At 72.6% G+C, this 18,340-nt stretch carries 20 protein-coding genes; 4 read left to right on the plus strand and 16 right to left on the minus strand.

All coding sequences use genetic code 11. From position 1 onward, the window contains the following. Positions 1 to 422: sigma-70 family RNA polymerase sigma factor (locus tag C6N75_RS06015; RefSeq protein WP_146132496.1), on the minus strand; the 422-nt coding region annotated here is incomplete at its 3' end. Between the two features lie 154 nt (positions 423 to 576). Beyond that, positions 577 to 2,070 carry a hypothetical protein gene (locus C6N75_RS06020; protein ID WP_105867794.1) on the minus strand — a complete coding sequence of 498 codons (1,494 nt, stop codon included), beginning with the start codon at positions 2,068 to 2,070 and terminating at the stop codon, positions 577 to 579. Positions 2,071 to 2,356: 286 nt separating this feature from the next. Between C6N75_RS06020 and C6N75_RS06025 the strand changes: the two genes are divergently transcribed. Next, on the plus strand, positions 2,357 to 4,207 hold the full coding sequence (locus C6N75_RS06025; protein WP_105867795.1) for an endonuclease/exonuclease/phosphatase family protein: 1,851 nt from the start codon (positions 2,357 to 2,359) through the stop codon (positions 4,205 to 4,207). 116 nt (positions 4,208 to 4,323) lie between these two features. On the opposite strand, the gene C6N75_RS06030 is transcribed toward C6N75_RS06025, so the two are convergent. The 12 genes from C6N75_RS06030 to C6N75_RS06085 form a co-directional block, all read right to left on the minus strand. Continuing rightward, positions 4,324 to 4,638, minus strand: a complete 315-nt coding sequence (locus C6N75_RS06030; RefSeq protein WP_105867796.1) for a DUF4235 domain-containing protein — start codon at positions 4,636 to 4,638, stop codon at positions 4,324 to 4,326. Then, positions 4,635 to 5,030 carry a DUF3618 domain-containing protein gene (locus C6N75_RS06035; RefSeq protein ID WP_105867797.1) on the minus strand — a complete coding sequence of 132 codons (396 nt, stop codon included), beginning with the start codon at positions 5,028 to 5,030 and terminating at the stop codon, positions 4,635 to 4,637. The genes C6N75_RS06030 and C6N75_RS06035 overlap by 4 nt, the downstream gene beginning before the upstream one ends. Beyond that, positions 5,027 to 5,416, minus strand: coding sequence for a phage holin family protein (locus tag C6N75_RS06040; protein ID WP_256105382.1), 390 nt, complete (start codon positions 5,414 to 5,416; stop codon positions 5,027 to 5,029). Before C6N75_RS06040 ends, C6N75_RS06035 begins: the two co-directional genes overlap by 4 nt. Before the next feature lie 234 nt (positions 5,417 to 5,650). Next, positions 5,651 to 6,634 (minus strand): 2,3,4,5-tetrahydropyridine-2,6-dicarboxylate N-succinyltransferase, encoded by a 984-nt coding sequence (gene dapD / locus C6N75_RS06045; protein ID WP_105867799.1) that lies wholly within the window; start codon positions 6,632 to 6,634, stop codon positions 5,651 to 5,653. A gap of 135 nt (positions 6,635 to 6,769) precedes the next feature. Next, positions 6,770 to 7,108, minus strand: a complete 339-nt coding sequence (locus tag C6N75_RS06050; RefSeq protein ID WP_105867800.1) for a metal-sulfur cluster assembly factor — start codon at positions 7,106 to 7,108, stop codon at positions 6,770 to 6,772. After that, a complete protein-coding gene (sufU, locus tag C6N75_RS06055) occupies positions 7,105 to 7,569 on the minus strand; it encodes a Fe-S cluster assembly sulfur transfer protein SufU (RefSeq protein WP_105867801.1) in 465 nt (154 codons plus the stop codon). The genes C6N75_RS06050 and sufU overlap by 4 nt, the downstream gene beginning before the upstream one ends. Before the next feature lie 49 nt (positions 7,570 to 7,618). Then, positions 7,619 to 8,875: a cysteine desulfurase gene (locus C6N75_RS06060; RefSeq protein WP_105867802.1), complete on the minus strand. Its 1,257-nt coding sequence runs from the start codon at positions 8,873 to 8,875 to the stop codon at positions 7,619 to 7,621. Positions 8,876 to 8,987: 112 nt separating this feature from the next. Further along, complete coding sequence (gene sufC, locus C6N75_RS06065) at positions 8,988 to 9,752, minus strand: Fe-S cluster assembly ATPase SufC (protein WP_105867803.1); 765 nt, start codon at positions 9,750 to 9,752, stop codon at positions 8,988 to 8,990. A gap of 7 nt (positions 9,753 to 9,759) precedes the next feature. Beyond that, positions 9,760 to 10,077: a non-heme iron oxygenase ferredoxin subunit gene (locus C6N75_RS06070; protein WP_105867804.1), complete on the minus strand. Its 318-nt coding sequence runs from the start codon at positions 10,075 to 10,077 to the stop codon at positions 9,760 to 9,762. Further along, the gene (gene sufD / locus C6N75_RS06075; RefSeq protein WP_105867805.1) at positions 10,077 to 11,255 is read right to left on the minus strand and encodes a Fe-S cluster assembly protein SufD; all 1,179 of its coding nucleotides are present in this window, start codon (positions 11,253 to 11,255) and stop codon (positions 10,077 to 10,079) included. Before sufD ends, C6N75_RS06070 begins: the two co-directional genes overlap by 1 nt. A 131-nt stretch (positions 11,256 to 11,386) precedes the next feature. Further along, positions 11,387 to 12,802, minus strand: coding sequence for a Fe-S cluster assembly protein SufB (sufB, locus tag C6N75_RS06080; RefSeq protein ID WP_105867806.1), 1,416 nt, complete (start codon positions 12,800 to 12,802; stop codon positions 11,387 to 11,389). Further along, positions 12,799 to 13,527, minus strand: coding sequence for a helix-turn-helix transcriptional regulator (locus tag C6N75_RS06085; RefSeq protein WP_105867807.1), 729 nt, complete (start codon positions 13,525 to 13,527; stop codon positions 12,799 to 12,801). The genes sufB and C6N75_RS06085 overlap by 4 nt, the downstream gene beginning before the upstream one ends. A gap of 243 nt (positions 13,528 to 13,770) precedes the next feature. Between C6N75_RS06085 and C6N75_RS06090 the strand changes: the two genes are divergently transcribed. From C6N75_RS06090 to C6N75_RS06100, 3 genes are all read left to right on the plus strand, one after another. Then, positions 13,771 to 14,697: an ABC transporter ATP-binding protein gene (locus tag C6N75_RS06090; RefSeq protein ID WP_105867808.1), complete on the plus strand. Its 927-nt coding sequence runs from the start codon at positions 13,771 to 13,773 to the stop codon at positions 14,695 to 14,697. A gap of 5 nt (positions 14,698 to 14,702) precedes the next feature. Continuing rightward, positions 14,703 to 15,494, plus strand: a complete 792-nt coding sequence (locus tag C6N75_RS06095; RefSeq protein WP_105867811.1) for an ABC transporter permease — start codon at positions 14,703 to 14,705, stop codon at positions 15,492 to 15,494. A gap of 85 nt (positions 15,495 to 15,579) precedes the next feature. Beyond that, a complete protein-coding gene (locus C6N75_RS06100) occupies positions 15,580 to 16,554 on the plus strand; it encodes a COX15/CtaA family protein (protein ID WP_105867809.1) in 975 nt (324 codons plus the stop codon). Positions 16,555 to 16,624: 70 nt separating this feature from the next. Here the strand turns inward: C6N75_RS06100 and C6N75_RS06105 are convergent, their stop codons facing one another. Together C6N75_RS06105 and C6N75_RS06110 are read right to left on the minus strand one after the other, a co-directional pair. Beyond that, complete coding sequence (locus C6N75_RS06105) at positions 16,625 to 17,638, minus strand: CU044_5270 family protein (RefSeq protein ID WP_105867810.1); 1,014 nt, start codon at positions 17,636 to 17,638, stop codon at positions 16,625 to 16,627. Further along, positions 17,635 to 18,273, minus strand: a complete 639-nt coding sequence (locus C6N75_RS06110; RefSeq protein WP_258177251.1) for an RNA polymerase sigma factor — start codon at positions 18,271 to 18,273, stop codon at positions 17,635 to 17,637. The genes C6N75_RS06105 and C6N75_RS06110 overlap by 4 nt, the downstream gene beginning before the upstream one ends. Positions 18,274 to 18,340: the final 67 nt, after the last annotated feature.

Below are 18,340 nucleotides of genomic sequence, written 5' to 3' on the forward strand. Positions count from 1 at the left end.
AGGCGGCGCGGCACGTGCACGGCCCACGAGGTGTCGCGGAAGAACCGCTTGATCTCGCCGACGATGTAGGGCACGGCGAACGTGGTGAACTCCACCTCGCGGGTGAGCTCGAACCGGTCGATCGCCTTGATCAGGCCGATCATGCCGACCTGGACGATGTCCTCCATCTCGTCCGCGCCCCGGCTGCGGAAGCGGCCGGCGGCGTAGCGGACGAGGGACATGTTCATCTCGATGAGGGTGTTGCGCGCGTACTGGTACGCGTGCGTGCCCTCCTCCAGCACCGCGAGCTGCTCGAAGAACAGCTTGGACAGGGTCCGTGCGTCCTTGGGCGCGACCTTCTTGGGGTCGGCGACCTCCGGCAGCAGCTCCTGGGCGCTGCTGTCCTGGTCGGCCCGTGTCCGCGTCACCGTCGTCACCGTCATGCTCCTCGTGTCCCTCCCTCTACAGGTCGGTCCAGTGTCACCCGGGGACCGACGAAGCACCGTCTACCCCGGCCATTCGAGTGCATGCACACATTCTTTCGACACCTCGCCCACGAGAAGTTCGACACCGTCGTTCGAAGCCGGCTCCCCCGGCTCAGGCGCCGCTCTTCGAGCGGGCCTTGAAGGCGGCCTTGCGGGCCTCCTTGGCCATCGTCTTGTCGCGGTGCAAGCGGCCCATCGCCTCCAGCACCTCGGGGGTGGCCGGGTGGTCCACCCGCCAGGCCGCGTCGAAGAAGCCGCCGTGCTGCCCGGTCAGCCCCTCCACCAGGTCGCGCAGCTCGTCCAGATCCTCGCCGCCGGCCGCGTCGAGCTGGGCGGCGATGGTGTCGACCGCCAGCCAGAAGATCATCGCCTCCGGGGGCGGCGGCACGTCCGGCGCGCCGCGCTCGGCGAGCCAGACCCGGGCGAGGCCGCCGAGCCGCGGGTCGTCCAGCACCTCCCGTACGGCCGGTTCGGCGTCCGCGCCGACCAGGGTGAGGGCCTGCTGGCAGTGCAGCCGGCGCAGCGGGGCGCGGGCGTCGACGCCCCGGGCGGCGGCCAGCAGGTCGCGCGCGGCGCCGGCCGGGTCGCGGCCGACCAGCCAGGCCGCGGTCTCGGCCAGGGCCGCGGCCTCCGGGTAGTCGGCGACCCCGCCGAGCAGCGCGTCCGCGTCCTTGTCGGCGAGTTCGCCGATGACCGGCGCGGTCAGCCCGGCCTCCACCAGCCGGGTCCGTACGCCGTACAGGCCGAGCGGGGTCAGCCGGACCATGCCGTACCGCTGGACGTCCTCCTCGGTGGCGGCGTCGGCCGCTCCGGCCGCCTCGGCCGCGTCGTCGGGCTCCTCCGCCATCAGCGCCTCGTCCACCGGCTGGTACTCGACCAGTCCGATGGGCTCCAGCACCCGGAACTGGTCGTCCAGGCGCATCATCGCCTCGGACACCTGCTCCAGCACGTCGTCGGTGGGTTCGCGCATGTCGTCGGGGACGAGCATGGAGGCGGCCAGGGCCGGCAGCGGCACGGCGGAGTCGGCCGGGCCTCCGCCGGAGACGGTGAGCAGGTAGAGGTTGCCGAGCACCGCGTCGAGGAAGTCGGCCTCCTGCTCCGGGTCCCAGTCGAGGGCGTCCAGGTCGATCTCGCCGTCCTCGCCGGTGACCTCGGCCAGGTCGTCGAAGAGCGGGGCGGCGGCGTCGGCGAGAGCGGTCTCCAGGGCGTCCCGCCACAGCGCCAGGACGTCCCCGGGGGCCCCGCCGGTGACCAGCGGGAGCTGCTCGCCGGCCGTGACGGTGCCGGCCTGCGGCTCGTCCGCCGCGCCGGCCGGCGGCTCCTCGTCGGACACGTCGGCGAGCACCAGGCCGGTGTCCAGGGCGACGCGCCACGCCTCACCGGCGTACGCCTGGCCGTCCTCGTCCGGGATCAGGCCCAGCGCCACGGCGGCGGCGGCCAGTTGGCCCTCGTCGAGCTCGCCGTCCTGGTCCACGCGGGTCTCCGGACCCGCCCAGCGGGCCAGCCGCACGGCCCGTACCAGCAGCGGGGCGGCGAGCGCGTCCCTGGCCAGCTCCGCTTCGGAAGGCAGCCGAACCGGCGGCAGGGTGGGGCGATCCGGCGACATCAACGCTCTCTCCTCGGGACGTGCGCGGTAGGGGCGGACCCAGCGTAGACGTCCCGCGGGCGACGACCCGGCCGTTCGCCGGAAGGCCATCCCGCGGACACCCGCCCGCTCTTGACAAGTACCCGCCCATGGCCGGAAATTGACGCGCGTAGAGCAACCGCGCGCGGACCGAGGTTCGCCGCCGCCGACCGTCCAACGGGACGCGGCCGGCGGACCGCCCGGCGGCCGGCCCACAAGGCCGCGGCCGGGTGGCGCGCGGCCCCACCCTCACACCGACGGAGACCCTGTGACGTCCTCCCACCTGCCGAAACCCGCCGCCGTACCGGCCGTCATCGCCCTCGCCCTGGCCGCCGGCCTGCTCGCCGGCGGTACGGCGACCGCGACGGCCGACGGCGGCGCAGACGCCGCCCCGGTCCGCATCCACGACATCCAGGGCGCCACCCGGATATCCCCGCTGAACGGGCAGCAGGTCACCGGGGTGACCGGAATCGTCACCGGCGTGCGCACCTACGGTTCGCGCGGCTTCTGGTTCCAGGACCCGAGCCCGGACGCCGACCCGGCCACCAGCGAGGGCCTGTTCGTCTTCACCAGCTCGGTGCCCAAGGTCGCGGTCGGCGACGCGGTCGAGGTCTCCGGCACGGTCACCGAGTACGTGCCGGGCGGCGCGGGCTCGGGCAACCAGTCGCTGACGCAGTTGACCAAGCCCGCCGTCACCGTCGTCTCCTCGGGCAACGCGGTGCCCGAGGCCGTCGCCGTCACCTCCCGCTCGGTGCCCGACCGCTACACCCCGGACGGCGACCCGGCGGCCGGCGGCTCGGTCAACGCCCTGCCGCTCAGGCCCCGGCGCTACGCCCTGGACTACTACGAGTCGCTGGAGGGCGTGAACGTCAAGGTCGGCACCTCGCGGGTGGTCGGCGCCACCGACCCGTACCACGAGCTGTGGGTGACGGTGAAGCCGGACGAGAACGACAACCGGCGCGGCGGCACGGTCTACGGCTCCTACCGGGACCAGAACACCGGCCGTCTCCAGATCCAGTCGCTGGTCCCGGTCGCCGAGCAGCCCTTCCCCAAGGCCAACGTCGGCGACCGGCTGACCGGGACCACCGAGGGCCCGCTGGACTTCAACCAGTTCGGCGGATACACCCTGGCCGCCCGCACCCTGGGCGCCGTCCAGGACCGCGGTCTTCAGCGCGAGGTGACGCGCAAGCAGCGCACCGGCGAGCTGGCGGTGGCCACGTACAACGTGGAGAACCTCGACCCGACCGACCCGCAGGAGAAGTTCGACGCGCTCGCCAAGGCGGTCGTCGCCAACCTCTCCTCGCCGGACATCCTCGCCCTGGAGGAGATCCAGGACGACAACGGCGCGAAGAACGACGGCACGGTGACGGCCGGTGAGACGGTCCGCCGGTTCACCGAGGCGGTCAAGGCGGCCGGCGGCCCGGCGTACGACTGGCGCTCGGTCGACCCGGTGGACGACGCGGACGGCGGCGAGCCCGGCGGCAACATCCGCCAGGTCTTCCTCTTCAACCCCGCCCGGGTGTCCTTCACCGACCGCGGAGCCGGCGACGCGACCACCGCGACCGGGGTCGTACGCGAGCGGGGCGGGGCCGCGCTGACCCACTCCCCCGGCCGGATCGACCCGGCGAACAGCGCCTGGGAGGCCAGCCGCAAGCCGCTGGCGGGCGAGTTCGCCTTCCGCGGGCGGACGGTCTTCGTGATCGCCAACCACTTCGGCTCCAAGGGCGGCGACGAGTCGCTGGTCTCGCACCGCCAGCCGCCGAACCGCTCCTCCGAGGTCAAGCGGCTGGCGCAGGCGCAGGCGGTCAACGCCTTCGTCAAGGACGTGCTCGCCGTCCAGCGCTCGGCCGACGTGGTGGTCCTCGGCGACATCAACGACTTTGAGTTCTCCGCCACCACCAAGGCGCTGACCGACGGCCGCGCCCTGCGCGCGGCCGTGACGTCGCTGCCCCGCTCGGAGCGCTACTCCTACGTCTACCAGGGCAACAGCCAGGTGCTGGACCAGATCCTGACCAGCCCCTCGATCCGCGACTTCGACTACGACAGCGTGCACATCAACGCCGAGTTCGCGGCCCAGGACAGCGACCACGACCCCCAGGTCCTGCGCTTCCGCCCGTAGTCCCCGCCGGCGCCGGGTCCGTCAGGGCCCGTCGGGCGCGCGAAAGGGCCGCCCCTCCCCCGCCGTGTCGGCGGACGGGAAGGGGCGGCCCCTTCGGCGCTCTCGGTCGGTCCCGCTCAGCCCGGCCAGGTGCCGGTCACCCGGCGGACCCCCACCGCGCCGCTGCGGTCCACCGCGGCCTTCACCACGGCGAAGATCGCGCCCTGGATCGCCGCCGCCAGCAGGATCTCCTTCCAGGTGCGCTCCTCGTCCATGGCGTCCGGGGCGTCCCCGTCGCCGACGACGGCCCAGGTCCGGTTGAACAGCGTGCTGGCGATGGCGCCTCCGGCCATGCCCATCAGGAGGCCCACCGGCCGGTAGATCAGCTTCTGCTTCTTCCGCTTCTTCGTCTTCGGAGGCTTCGGCGCCTTCGACCCCGCCACTGGACTCATCCCCACTTCCCGTGCGAGCCGCACGTCCCGTGCGTCGCCCGCTCCACCTGCTTGACGTACTTCCGCTTCGGCTTGGCGTACTTCGGCGTCACGTGCTTCGCCCTGACCCGTCCGCCGCCGTTCCCGCTCCGCTTGATCCCCCAGACCACCAGTCCGGTGACCAGCGCCACCGCGGCGGCGGCCGCCGCCAGGACCGGGCCGGGATGCTCGCGCACCGGCTGCGGGGCCTTCTCGTGGACCAGGTGGGCCTTCTCGTGGACCAGGTGGGCGGCGCGCGCCTTCACATCGGTCTTCGCCATGAGCTGGTCGATCGTCTCGCCCAGCTCGGCCCGCTTCTGGGCCGCCTCCAGCCGCAACTGGTCGGGGCCCGGGCTCTTCGCGCTGTCACTCATCGGTGGACCCTCTCCTTGAGCTCGTGGACGTCCGACCGCACCCCGTCGATGGCCCGTTCGGGCTTCGGCGGCACGGCCTGCTTGAGCTCCTTGCGGCCCAGCAGGGCGAGGAGCCCCGCCAGCGCCAGGAAGACCACGGTCGCGATCAGCACCGCCAGCCAGACGTCCAGCGGGATCGCGAGCACCGCGGCGAGGGTGGCCCACACCCCGATCAGGCCGACGTAGCCGACGGCCGCCGCGGCCCCCAGCATCCCGCCGCCCTTGCCGGCGCGTTTGCCCTTGAGTGCCAGTTCCGCCTGCGCGGTGCGCATCTCGGTCCTGACCAGGTCGGAGAGCTGTTCCGAGGCCTGCTTGACCAGCTCGCCGACCGACGGTTCTCCGGCCATCGGGTCGCCTCCCATCTCGTACGGGGAGGCACCGGGTACCCCGGCGGCCGGTTCCCATACCCCGGCTGCGGCCGGCCGCCGCCCGGCAACGCCTGCGTGTGGTGCGAACGGACCACGTGGACCTCCCGGGTTGCCGAACCGCCGGGTACCCCGTTCTCTCCTCTCCGGCGGCCGAACGCGCCAGGGGGCGCCCCTCGACCACGAGGGGCGCCCCTTGACCTGGATGCCTGCCGGTCAGTTGTGGCTGTGCAGCACCTCGTTCAGGCCGCCCCAGACCGCGTTGTTGGGGCGGGCCTCGACGGTGCCGGTGACGGAGTTGCGGCGGAAGAGGATGTTCGAGGCGCCGGAGAGCTCGCGGGCCTTGACGACCTGGCCGTCGGGCATGGTGACCCGGGTGCCGGCGGTGACGTAGAGGCCGGCCTCGACCACGCACTCGTCGCCGAGCGCGATGCCGACGCCTGCCTCGGCGCCGATCAGGCAGCGCTCGCCGACCGAGATGCGGACGTTGCCGCCGCCGGAGAGGGTGCCCATGGTGGAGGCGCCGCCGCCGATGTCGGAGCCGTCGCCGATGACGACGCCCGCGGAGATGCGGCCCTCGACCATGGAGGCGCCGAGCGTGCCGGCGTTGAAGTTGACGAAGCCCTCGTGCATGACGGTGGTCCCGGCGGCCAGGTGCGCGCCGAGGCGGACCCGGTCGGCGTCGGCGATCCGGACGCCCTTGGGCACCACGTAGTCCGTCATCCGCGGGAACTTGTCGACACCGGTGACCTGGAGGTGCAGGCCCTCGGCGCGGGCGTTGAGCCGCACCTTCTCGATGTCGTCCACGGCGACCGGGCCGAGGCTGGTCCAGGCGACGTTGGCGAGCAGCGGGAAGACGCCGTCCAGGTTCTGGCCGTGCGGCTGGACCAGGCGGTGGCTGAGCAGGTGCAGGCGCAGCCAGACGTCGTGGGTGTCCAGCGGCTTGTCGTCCAGGGAGGCGATGACCGTGCGGACCGCGACGACCTCGACGCCGCGCCGGGCGTCCACGCCGATCGCCTTGGCCGCGCCCTCGCCGACGAGGTTGGCGGCCTCGTCCGGGGTGAGCCGCTCGGTTCCGGCCGGGCCCGGCTGCTCGGTCAGCTCGGGGGCCGGGAACCAGGTGTCGAGGACGGTGCCGTCACCGGCGATGGTGGCGAGGCCGGCGGCGACCGCGCCGGTGGTACGAGGTGCAGAAGTCATGCCTGAAACCTAACCGGCGGGCCGGGTGCCGGGCGAACCGGTCTCAGGGGGCGGGCGGCCCCGCCGAACGGAGACGGCCCCGCTCCCGGAGGGGTCCGGGGCGGGGCCGCAGGGTCCGTGACGGGTCTCGGACCCTCAGACGTTGAAGCCGAGGGCGCGGAGCTGCTCGCGGCCGTCGTCGGTGATCTTGTCGGGGCCCCACGGGGGCATCCAGACCCAGTTGATCTTCAGCTCGTTGACGATGCCGTCGGTGGCCGCCTTGGCCTGGTCCTCGATGACGTCGGTCAGCGGGCAGGCCGCCGAGGTGAGCGTCATGTCCAGGGTGGCGATGTTGGCGTCGTCGATGTGGATGCCGTAGATGAGGCCGAGGTTGACGACGTCGATGCCCAGCTCGGGGTCGACCACGTCGTACAGCGCCTCGCGGACCTCCTCCTCGGAGGCGGGCTTGGTCGTCACGGTCTCGTTCTCGCTCATGCGGTCTTCCTCTCCGCGTCCTCGCCCAGCGCCTGGGCGGTCGCGTCCTTCCAGGCCATCCAGGACAGCAGGGCGCACTTGACGCGGGCCGGGTACTTGGAGACGCCGGCGAAGGCGACGGCGTCCTCCAGCACCTCCTCCATGGCGTCGTCCGGTTCGATGCGGCCCTTGGACTGCATCAGCTCCAGGAAGACGCCCTGGATCCGCTCCGCGTCGGCCAGATCCCTGCCGACCAGCAGTTCGTTCATCACCGACGCCGAGGCCTGGCTGATGGAGCAGCCCTGGCCCTCGTAGGAGACGTCGGCGATGCGGGAGCCGTCGTACTTCACGCGCAGCGTGATCTCGTCGCCGCACGTCGGGTTGACGTGGTGCACCTCGGCGTCGCCGTCCCGCAAGCCCCGCCCGTGCGGGTTCTTGTAGTGGTCCAGGATCACTTCCTGGTACATGGAGTCCAGCTTCACGCCTGCCCCAGCCTCTCATCCGAAGAAGTCGTCATCTCCGAAGAAGTCGTCATCCGAAGAAGTTGCGGACGTGCTCCAACCCCTCGACCAGGGCGTCCACCTCGGCCGGCGTGGAGTACAGATAGAACGACGCTCGCGTGGTCGCGGGAATTCCGTACCGCAGGCAGACCGGGCGGGCGCAGTGGTGGCCGACCCGGACGGCGATGCCCTGCTCGTCGAGGACCTGGCCCACGTCGTGCGGGTGGATGTCGCCGAGGGTGAAGGAGATCGCCGCGCCGCGGTCCTCGGAGGTGGCCGGGCCGATGATGCGCAGGTCCGGCACCTCGGTGAGGCGCTTGATGGCGTACTCGGTGATCGCGTGCTCGTGGCGCGCGATGTCGTCCATGCCGATCGAGGTGAGGTAGTCCACGGCCGCGCCGAGGCCGACGGCCTGGGCGATCGGGGGCGTGCCGGCCTCGAACTTGTGCGGCGCGGGGGCGTAGGTGGAGGAGGACATCGAGACGGTCTCGATCATCTCGCCGCCGCCGAGGAACGGGGGCAGGTCCTCCAGCAGCTCCTGGCGGCCCCAGAGCACGCCGATGCCGGTCGGGCCGCACATCTTGTGGCCGGTGAAGGCCACGAAGTCGGCCTGGAGCGCCTGGACGTCCAGCACCATGTGCGGGGCGGCCTGGGAGGCGTCGATGAGGACCAGGGCGCCGACCTCCTGGGCGCGGCGCACGATGGCCTCGACCGGGTTGAGGGTGCCGAGGATGTTGGAGACCAGCACGAAGGAGACGATCTTCGTCTTCTCGGTGATGACCTCCTCGATGTTCGAGAGGTCCAGGCGGCCGTCGTCGGTGAGGCCGAACCACTTCAGCTTCGCGCCGGTGCGCTGCGAGAGCAGCTGCCACGGGACGATGTTGGAGTGGTGCTCCATCTCGGTGATGACGATCTCGGTGTCCCGGTCGACCCGGTACGGCTCGTCGGCCCAGCCGAGCATGTTGGCCACGAGGTTCAGCGACTCGGAGGCGTTCTTGGTGAAGATCACCTCGTCGCGGCTGGGCGCGTTGACGAAGGCGGCGACCTTGTCGCGGGCGCCCTCGTAGAGCGCGGTGGCCTCCTCGGCGAGCACGTGGACGCCGCGGTGCACGTTGGCGTTGTGCTGCTCGTAGTACTCGCTGAGGGTGTCGATCACCTGACGCGGGGTCTGGGAGGTCGCGGCGTTGTCCAGGTAGACGAGCTTGCGGTCGTCGTGCAGGACGCGGTCGAGGATCGGAAAGTCCTTGCGGATCGCCTCGGTGTCGAGGAGTCCCGGAAGCTGGATCACGCTGCTCCCCTTTCGGTGGTCCGGGCGGTGGTGACGGTGCCCGGGTGGGCGCCCGCGAGGCGCACCCGCCGGCGACGGTCGGTGCGCGGGCGGGTGGCCTCGCGGACTGCGCTCACTGGGCGGTGCCGCCCTTCGTGTACGCCTCGTAGCCCTCGGCCTCCAGCTTGTCGGCCAGCTCGGGGCCGCCGGACTCGGCGATCCGGCCGCCGGCGAAGACGTGGACGTGGTCGGGCTTGATGTAGCGCAGGATGCGCGTGTAGTGCGTGATCAGCAGGGTGCCGGTCTCGCCGGACTCGCGGACCCGGTTGACGCCCTCGGAGACGATGCGCAGGGCGTCGACGTCGAGGCCGGAGTCGGTCTCGTCGAGGATGGCGATCTTCGGCTTGAGCAGTTCGAGCTGGAGGATCTCGTGGCGCTTCTTCTCGCCGCCGGAGAAGCCCTCGTTGACGTTGCGCTCGGCGAAGGAGGGGTCCATGTTGAGGCGCTCCATGGACTCCTTCACCTCCTTGACCCAGGTGCGGAGCTTGGGGGCCTCGCCGCGGATGGCGGTGGCGGAGGTGCGCAGGAAGTTGGAGACGGAGACGCCGGGGACCTCGACCGGGTACTGCATGGCGAGGAAGACGCCGGCGCGGGCGCGCTCGTCGACGGACATCTCCAGGACGTCCTCGCCGTCGAGGGTGACGGTGCCGCTGGTGATCGTGTACTTGGGGTGGCCGGCCAGCGAGTAGGCGAGGGTGGACTTGCCGGAGCCGTTGGGGCCCATGATGGCGTGGGTCTCGCCCTGCTTCACGGTCAGGTCGACGCCCTTGAGGATCTCCTTGGTGGCGTTGTCGGCCTCGACGGAGACGTGCAGGTCGCGGATTTCAAGCGTTGCCATGGGTGACTCAGGACTCCTGGGTGACGGAGACGAGCACATCGTCCCCTTCGATCTTTACGGGGTACACGGGGACGGGGCGCGTCGCGGGTAGGCCGGAGGGCTTGCCGGTGCGCAGGTCGAAGCTGGAGCCGTGCAGCCAGCACTCGATGGAGCAGTCCTCGACCTCTCCCTCGGAGAGGGAGACGTTGGCGTGCGAGCAGATGTCGTTGATGGCGAACACCTCGCCCTCGGAGCGCACGACGGCGACCGGGGTGCCGTCGAGTTCGACCCGGCGGGGGGTGTCGTCCTCCAGCTCGCTGAGCCCGCAGGCCCGGACGAAGGCCATCAGAGGGACGCCTCCAGCTCGGCCTCGATCTTCTCGATGAGGCGCTCCTGGACGTCCGGCAGGCCGATCTGCTGGACCAGCTCGGCGAAGAAGCCGCGGACGACGAGGCGGCGGGCCTCGGCGGCCGGGATGCCGCGGGCCATCAGGTAGAAGAGCTGCTCGTCGTCGAAGCGGCCGGTGGCCGAGGCGTGGCCGGCGCCGGCGATCTCGCCGGTCTCGATCTCCAGGTTGGGCACGGAGTCGACGCGGGCCCCGTCGGTGAGGACGAGGTTGCGGTTCAGCTCGTAGGTGTCGGTGCCCTCGGCGGCGGCCCGGATGAGCACGTCGCCGATCCACACCGCGTGCGCCTCGTCGCCCTGGAGGGCGCCCTTGTAGGCGACGTTGGAGGTGTTGTGCGGCTGGTTGTGGTCGACCAGCAGGCGGTGCTCCTGGTGCTGGCCCTTGTCGGTGAAGTACAGGCCGAAGAGCTGGGCCTCGCCGCCGGTGGCCGCGTAGGCGACCCGCGGGTGCAGGCGGACGACGTCGCCGCCGAAGGTGACGACGACGGACTTGAAGGAGGCGTCCCGGCCGACCAGCGCGTTGTGCTGGCCGACGTGGACGGCCTTCTCGTCCCAGTCCTGGATGGAGACGACGGTGAGCTTGGCGCCGTCGCCGATCAGGTAGTCGACGTTGGCGGCGAGCACGCCGTCGCCGGTGTGGTCGATGACGACGACGGCCTCGGCGAACGGCTTCAGCTCGATGACCTGGTGGCCGAAGGCGGTGCCGCCCTCGCCGTGCACGGCGATGCGGACCGGCTCGTCGAGCACGGTCTCCTTGGGCACGGTGATGACGGAGGCCTTCTCGAAGGCGGAGTACGCCTGGGCGGCGACCCGGTCCACCGGGGTGCCGGCCTTGCCGATCCGGGCGTCGTCGCGTCCGACGGTCTCCACGGTGACGCCCTGGGGCGCCTCCACCTCGACCCGGACGCCGTCGCCGGTGGCGATGGCGGTGCCGTCGTGCAGGCCGCGCAGCCGCTCCAGCGGGGTGAACCGCCACTCCTCCTCGCGGCCGTGCGGGACGGGGAAGTCCGCGACGTCGTAGGAGGGGGGCGCGCTCATGCGCGTGGCGACGGTGGACTCGGCGGCCACCGCGATCGAACCGGCGGTGGTGGAGCCCACCGGGATTGAAGCCTCAGCCATGGCTGTCGTCTTGCTCTCTTCCTGCGTGACTGCGTCTGCACCGAAGCCTGCGCGGCCGGGTGCGAGTGCGTGCGGTGTACGGGGACGGGGGCGGGCGGGCGGCTCGGGGGCCGCCCGCCGCGGCCGGCGGGTCAGCCGACCGAGCCCTCCATCTGGAGCTCGATCAGCCGGTTGAGCTCCAGGGCGTACTCCATGGGCAGCTCCTTGGCGATGGGCTCGACGAAGCCGCGCACGATCATCGCCATGGCCTCGAACTCGGAGAGGCCGCGGCTCATCAGGTAGAAGAGCTGGTCCTCGGAGACCTTGGAGACGGTGGCCTCGTGGCCCATGGACACGTCGTCCTCGCGGACGTCCACGTACGGGTAGGTGTCGGACCGGCTGATCGTGTCCACCAGCAGCGCGTCGCACAGCACGTTGGACTTGGCGCCCGGGGCGCCCTCGCCGATCTCGATCAGGCCGCGGTAGGAGGTGCGGCCGCCGCCTCGGGCCACCGACTTGGAGACGATGTTGGAGGAGGTGTTCGGCGCCATGTGGACCATCTTGGCGCCGGCGTCCTGGTGCTGGCCCTCGCCGGCGAAGGCGATGGACAGCGTCTCGCCCTTGGCGTGCTCGCCCATCAGGTAGACGGCCGGGTACTTCATGGTCACCTTGGAGCCGATGTTGCCGTCGACCCACTCCATGGTGGCGCCCTCGTAGGCGACGGCGCGCTTGGTGACCAGGTTGTAGACGTTGTTCGACCAGTTCTGGATGGTCGTGTAGCGGCAGCGGCCGCCCTTCTTGACGATGATCTCCACGACGGCGCTGTGCAGCGAGTCGGAGGAGTAGATCGGGGCGGTGCAGCCCTCGACGTAGTGGACGTAGGCGTCCTCGTCGACGATGATCAGCGTCCGCTCGAACTGGCCCATGTTCTCCGTGTTGATCCGGAAGTAGGCCTGGAGCGGGATGTCGACGTGCACGCCCTTCGGCACGTAGATGAAGGAGCCGCCGGACCACACCGCGGTGTTCAGCGACGCGAACTTGTTGTCGCCGACCGGGATGACCGTGCCGAAGTACTCCTGGAAGAGCTCGGGGTGCTCCTTCAGGGCGGTGTCGGTGTCCAGGAAGATGACGCCCTGGGCCTCCAGGTCCTCGCGGATCTGGTGGTAGACGACCTCGGACTCGTACTGGGCGGCGACGCCGGCGACCAGGCGCTGCTTCTCCGCCTCGGGGATGCCGAGCTTGTCGTAGGTGTTCTTGATGTCCTCGGGCAGGTCCTCCCAGGAGGCGGCCTGCGCCTCGGTGGACCGCACGAAGTACTTGATGTTGTCGAAGTCGATGCCCGACAGGTCCGAGCCCCAGCTCGGCATGGGCTTCTTGTCGAAGAGGCGCAGACCCTTCAGCCGCAGCTTCAGCATCCACTCGGGCTCGTTCTTCTTCCCGGAGATGTCGCGGACGACAGCCTCGGAGAGGCCGCGCTTGGCGGCGGCACCGGCCGCGTCCGAGTCGGCCCAGCCGTACTCGTACCGACCCAGGCCCTCAAGCTCGGGGTGGCTGATCTCGGTGGTCATGCGGGGTTCCTCCCGGCCGTGCTGGCAGATGCAGGTGCAGTGGGTGTGGTGTGCGGGATGTAGGTGGTGCAGACCCCGTCGCCGTGCGCGATGGTGGCGAGCCGCTGGACGTGGGTGCCGAGCAGGCGGGAGAAGACCTCGGTCTCCGCCTCGCACAACTGCGGGAACTCCTCGGCCACGTGGGCGACCGGGCAGTGGTGCTGGCACAGTTGCCGGCCGACCGGGGCGGTCTTCGCCGTGGCAGCGTACCCGTCCTCGGTCAGCGCCCTGGCGAGCGCGGCGGCGCGGTCTTCCGGGTCGGCCGCCTCGACGGCCTCCCGGTAGCGCTCCGCCTGGGTCTCGATGCGGTCGCGGGCGAAGGCGGCCACGGCGGCCTCGCCGCCCGCGTTCTGCTCGATCCAGCGCAGCGCGTCCACCGCGAGCGCGTCGTACGACTGGTCGAAGGCGTCCCGGCCGCAGTCCGTCAGGGCGAACACCTTGGCCGGGCGACCTCGGGTGCGCGCCCCGTAGACGCGCTGCTCGCGGGCGGCCACCACGTCGTCGACGACCAGTGCGTCGAGGTGGCGGCGCACGGCGGCCTGGGTCAGGCCGAGCCGCTGGGCCAGCTCCGCCACGGTGGACGGGCCGTGGTCCAGGATGGAGCGCGCGACGCGGTTGCGGGTTGACCGCTCTCCGCTCGCGTACTCCTCCGCTGGTGCCGCGGAAGCCTCACCGACGTTTTTCACAACGCCATTGTTGCGTAAATCGGAGGAGGGTGACAAGCCGCACAGGGATCATCGCGCGGTGCGCTGCGTCACTAAGGGAAACCTAACCTGACCTGCGGAAACGATCACGGGCCGGGATCTTCGCAGGTCCGGGGCCGATCCGGACCGCTGTCCGGTTTGCCCCGGTCGGTTCGGCGGGGGCCGGTCGGGCCCGGCGGGAGCCCGGCTCCCGCCGGGCCTGTCGGCCTCCTTAGACTTCCCCGCATGCGATACGAGTCCGTCGTCCAGGTCCGGGGCCTGGTCAAGCGGTACGGGGCGAAGACCGCGGTGGACGGCCTCGACCTCGACGTCCGGGCGGGCACGGTCACCGCCGTGCTCGGTCCCAACGGAGCCGGCAAGACCACCACCGTGGAGACCTGCGAGGGCTACCGCCGCCCGGACGCCGGCGCCGTCCGCGTGCTGGGCCTCGACCCGGTCGCCGACGCCGCCCGACTGCGCCCCCGGATCGGGGTGATGCTCCAGTCCGGCGGCGTCTACTCCGGCGCCCGGGCCGGCGAGATGCTGCGCCACATGGCGAAGCTGCACGCCCACCCGCTGGACGTGGCGATGCTGGTCGAGCGGCTGGGCCTCGGCTCCTGCGGGCGCACCCCCTACCGCCGGCTCTCCGGCGGCCAGCAGCAGCGGCTCGCCCTGGCCATGGCCGTGGTCGGCCGCCCCGAGCTGGTCTTCCTGGACGAGCCCACCGCCGGGCTCGACCCGCAGGCCCGCCGGGCCACCTGGGAGCTGGTCCGCGAACTGCGCGCCGACGGCGTCTCCACCGTGCTGACCACGCACTTCATGGACGAGGCCGAACAGCTCGCGGACGACGTCGCCGTCGTGGACGCCGGCCGGGTCATCGCCCAGGGCAGCCCCGAGGAGCTGTGCCGGGGCGGCGCCGAGAACACCCTGCGCTTCTCCGGCCGCCCCGGCCTGGACCTCGGCGCGCTGCTGAAGGCGCTGCCCGACGGCACCGCCGCCGCCGAGCTGAGCGCGGGCGTCTACCGGATCTCCGGCACCATCGACCCGCAGTTGCTGGCCACCGTCACCTCCTGGTGCGCCCAGGCCGGGGTGATGCCGGACGCCCTCTCGGTGGAGCGGCGCACCCTGGAGGACGTCTTCCTGGAACTGACGGGCAAGGAGCTGCGGTCGTGAGCACGATGGAGAGCGGTACGCCGCCGGGCGGCGGCACGGGCGTCTTCGCGCCCCGGCCGGGGGCGGCCCCGGTGGGCCGGATGATCGCCGCGCAGGCCGCGCTGGAGACCCGGATGCTGCTGCGCAACGGCGAGCAACTCCTGCTCACCGTGATCATCCCGGCCCTGCTGCTGGCCCTCTTCTCCACGGTGGACGTCGTCGACACCGGTGCGGGTGAGCCGGTGGACTTCCTGGCCCCCGGCGTGCTGGCGCTGGCGGTGATGTCCACCGCCTTCACCGGCCAGGCCATCGCCACCGGTTTCGAGCGCCGCTACGGGGTGCTCAAGAGGCTGGGCGCCTCCCCGCTGCCGCGCTGGGCGCTGATGACCGCCAAGACGCTGGCGGTGCTGGTCACCGAGGTGCTCCAGGTGCTGCTGCTGACGGTGATCGCCCTGGCGCTGGGCTGGTCCCCGCACGGCGATCCGCTCGCCGTGCTCCTGCTGCTGGTGCTGGGCACCGCCGCGTTCTCCGGGCTGGGGCTGCTGATGGCCGGCACGCTGCGGGCCGAGGCCACCCTGGCCGCCGCCAACCTGGTCTTCCTGCTGCTGCTGGTCGGCGGCGGGGTGATCGTCCCGTTGGAGAGGTTCCCCGCCGGGGTGCGGTCGGTGCTGGAGCTGCTGCCCATCTCGGCCCTGTCGGACGGACTGCGGGACGTCCTCCAGCAGGGGGCCTCCCTGCCGCTGGGCGCGGTCGCGGTGCTGGCGGTGTGGGCGGTGCTCTCGCTCGGCGCGGCGGCCCGCTTCTTCCGCTGGGAGTAGCCGGAGCGGGCGGTGCGGGACTGGGAGGAAGGTCACCCTCCCGGGCCGCCCCCCTCGTGAAACCGTGCACAAGCGGCGGCCTACCATGAGACGCGTGCTGACCCCCCTCGCTCTCATCGCCCGGCGCTGGACCCCCTCCCCGGCCACGGTCCGGCGCGCCGCGCTCTCCGCCGTCGTGATGAGCGTCGTCATCATCGTCACCGGCGGAGCGGTCCGGCTGACCGGCTCGGGCCTCGGCTGCGACACCTGGCCCAAGTGCACCGACGACAGCCTCTTCGCCACCCCGGCGCAGGGTTTCCACGGCGCCGTCGAGTTCGGCAACCGGATGCTGACCTACGTGCTGTGCGCGGCCGTCGGCTGGGCGATCATCGCCGCCCGCTCGGCCAAGCCCCGCCGGCGGGGGCTGTCCCGGCTCGGCTGGGCGCAGTTCTTCATCGTCCTGGGCAACGCGGTGCTCGGCGGCATCACCGTCTGGATGGGGCTCAACCCCTGGACGGTGGCCGGGCACTTCCTGCTGGCCAACGTGCTGCTGACGGTCGCCACGATCACCTGGGTCCGGGCCGGCGAGGGGGACGCCCCGGCCCGGCCGCGGGTGCCGAAGCCGGTCCGGAAGCTGACCCTGGCGCTGGTCGCGGTGACCGCCGTGCTGGTGGTCGCCGGCACCACGGTGACCGGATCGGGCAAGCACGCGGGCGACAGCAGCGACGTGCCCCGGATGCCGTTCGACTTCGAGGCCGCGGCCCATGTCCACGCCATCACCGCCTGGGTGGTCTGCGCGCTGGCGGTCGCCGTCTTCGTGGCGCTGAAGGTGGTGGACGCGCCCCCGGACACCCGGGCCCGCTCCCGCGACCTGCTGCTGGTGCTGCTGGCCCAGGGCGTCATCGGCTACGTCCAGTTCTTCACCGGGGTGCCTGAGGTCCTGGTCGGTCTGCACATGCTGGGCTCGGCGCTGCTGTGGATCGCGGTGCTGCGCCTGGCGCTGAGCCTGCGCGAGCGCCCGGTGGCGGCCCCCGCCTCCGTACCGGCTCCGCAGTCGGAGCAGCAGCCGGCACTGGCCTGAGGCCGCGGCGTACGAGCAGGGCCCGGCCCCCCGTCGCGGGGGCCGGGCCCTGCCCCGTCTCCTGCCGGGATCAGTGCGGGCGGTCGCCCGCCGTGGCGACCACGCCGCGCTGCTGGACGGCCTCGGCCGCCATCAGGGTGCCGGCCGGGCCGGCCGCGGTGTCCCGGGTCAGATAGGTGCGCGAGCCCAGGAAGGCGTACTGCTCGTCGAAGACCCACTCCGAGCGCTCGCCGGCGCGCGGGTCGTCGCGGACGATGCCCAGGCCGTGCCGGCCGGTGGCGTCGGAGGCGTCCGGCGTCGAGCGCACGCCGGGGATGAGGGCGGCGGCCCGGTAGAGCGCGGCGGCCGTCTCGGGCGGCATGACCTGCACGCCGGCCAGTGCGCCGATCCGCTCGAAGACGGCCTGGTCGCGGTCCTCGCCGGGCTGGGCCGGGGTCAGCTCGCGCAGCTTCTCCAGCAGCGCCCGGGGGTCGCGGGGCAGGGCGGCGAGCCAGCGGTAGGTGGGGCGGTTCACCCCGGGCGCGGTGCCCTCGGTGTCCCCCAGTTCGGCGTTGACGGGCAGCAGCTCGCCGTTCTCCCGGAGGTAGCCGAGCCGCTGGACCGGGCCGGGCCGCTGGGACTGCCAGGACTCCCGCTGGTGCAGGGGGCCGACGACCGCCTTGCCGCCGGCGAGGTCGGCGCCTCGGACCATGCTGCGGACGTAGACGTAGGAGGCGTCCGTCACCCGTACCGCGTCGGTGGCCAGCGCCACCGTGGAGGCGCGGTCCAGGACCGTCCCGGCCGGCGGCGGCCCGGCCGGGGCGGAGGCCGCCTCCGGGGCGCCGGCGCCGGGGGCGGGCGCGCCGCCGAGGACGAGGGCGGCGGTGAGCGCGCCGGCCGCGGCGAGGCCGGCGGGCAGCAGCAGGGCGGGGCGGCGCAGCAGCGGCCGCGCGGGCCGGGGAGCGGTGCGCCGGTCCTGGTCGATCTGTCGCATCAGGCGTTCCTTGTGCAGGGCGTGGGCCCGCTGGGGAAGGTCCGGCGCGTCCGGCGCGGGCAGCAGCCCGGCCAGGTCCTCGACGAGGTCGGGGTCGGGGGTGTGGTTCACGCGGGTTCCTCCCGTACGGACAGGGCCGCGGTCGCGGTCCTGCCGGTGTCCTCTCCGCGGGCCGGGCGCGGTTCCGGCGGTTCTTCGGCGAGTCTGCGCAGTCGGGCGCGGGCGCGGGAGAGCCGGGAGCGCACGGTGCCGACCGGTACGCCGAGGGCTTCGGCGGCCTGCCGGTAGTCCAGGCCGGTCCAGACGCAGAGCACGAGGACCTCGCGCTCGGCCGGGCGGAGCCTGGTCAGGGCGCGGGGTACGGCGGCGAGTGTGCGGGCGTCGTCCAGGCGGCCGGCGGTCTCGGCGGCGAAGTCGGCGACGTCGGGGGGCGGCGGCTGGCGGGAGAGGAAGGCGAGCCGTCTGCGCAGGCCGCGGTTGGCGTTGCGGGCCTTGTGCGTGGCGATGCCGAGCAGCCACGGCAGCAGGGGTCCGGCCGCCGGGTCGAGTCCCTCCCGGCCGCGCCAGGCGGCCAGGAAGGTGTCGGACATGACCTCCTCAGCCGCCGACCAGTCGCCGGTCAGGCGCAGCGCGTAGCGGTGGACGGTCCGCCCGTGCTCCTCGTACAGCTCGGCGAACGCGGCCGGCTCGCCGGCCAGGATCCGGGCGCGCAGACGGCCGCCGTCGTGTCGTTCGGTGTGGCTCACACCCGGGCTCTCTCCGGTGCCGGGGCGCGGTTCCGGTGATCCGCGCCACACGGGCGGGGAGCCTGGG

The sequence above is a fragment of the Streptomyces solincola genome, assembly GCF_002982015.1.
Lineage (GTDB): Bacteria > Actinomycetota > Actinomycetes > Streptomycetales > Streptomycetaceae > Streptomyces > Streptomyces solincola.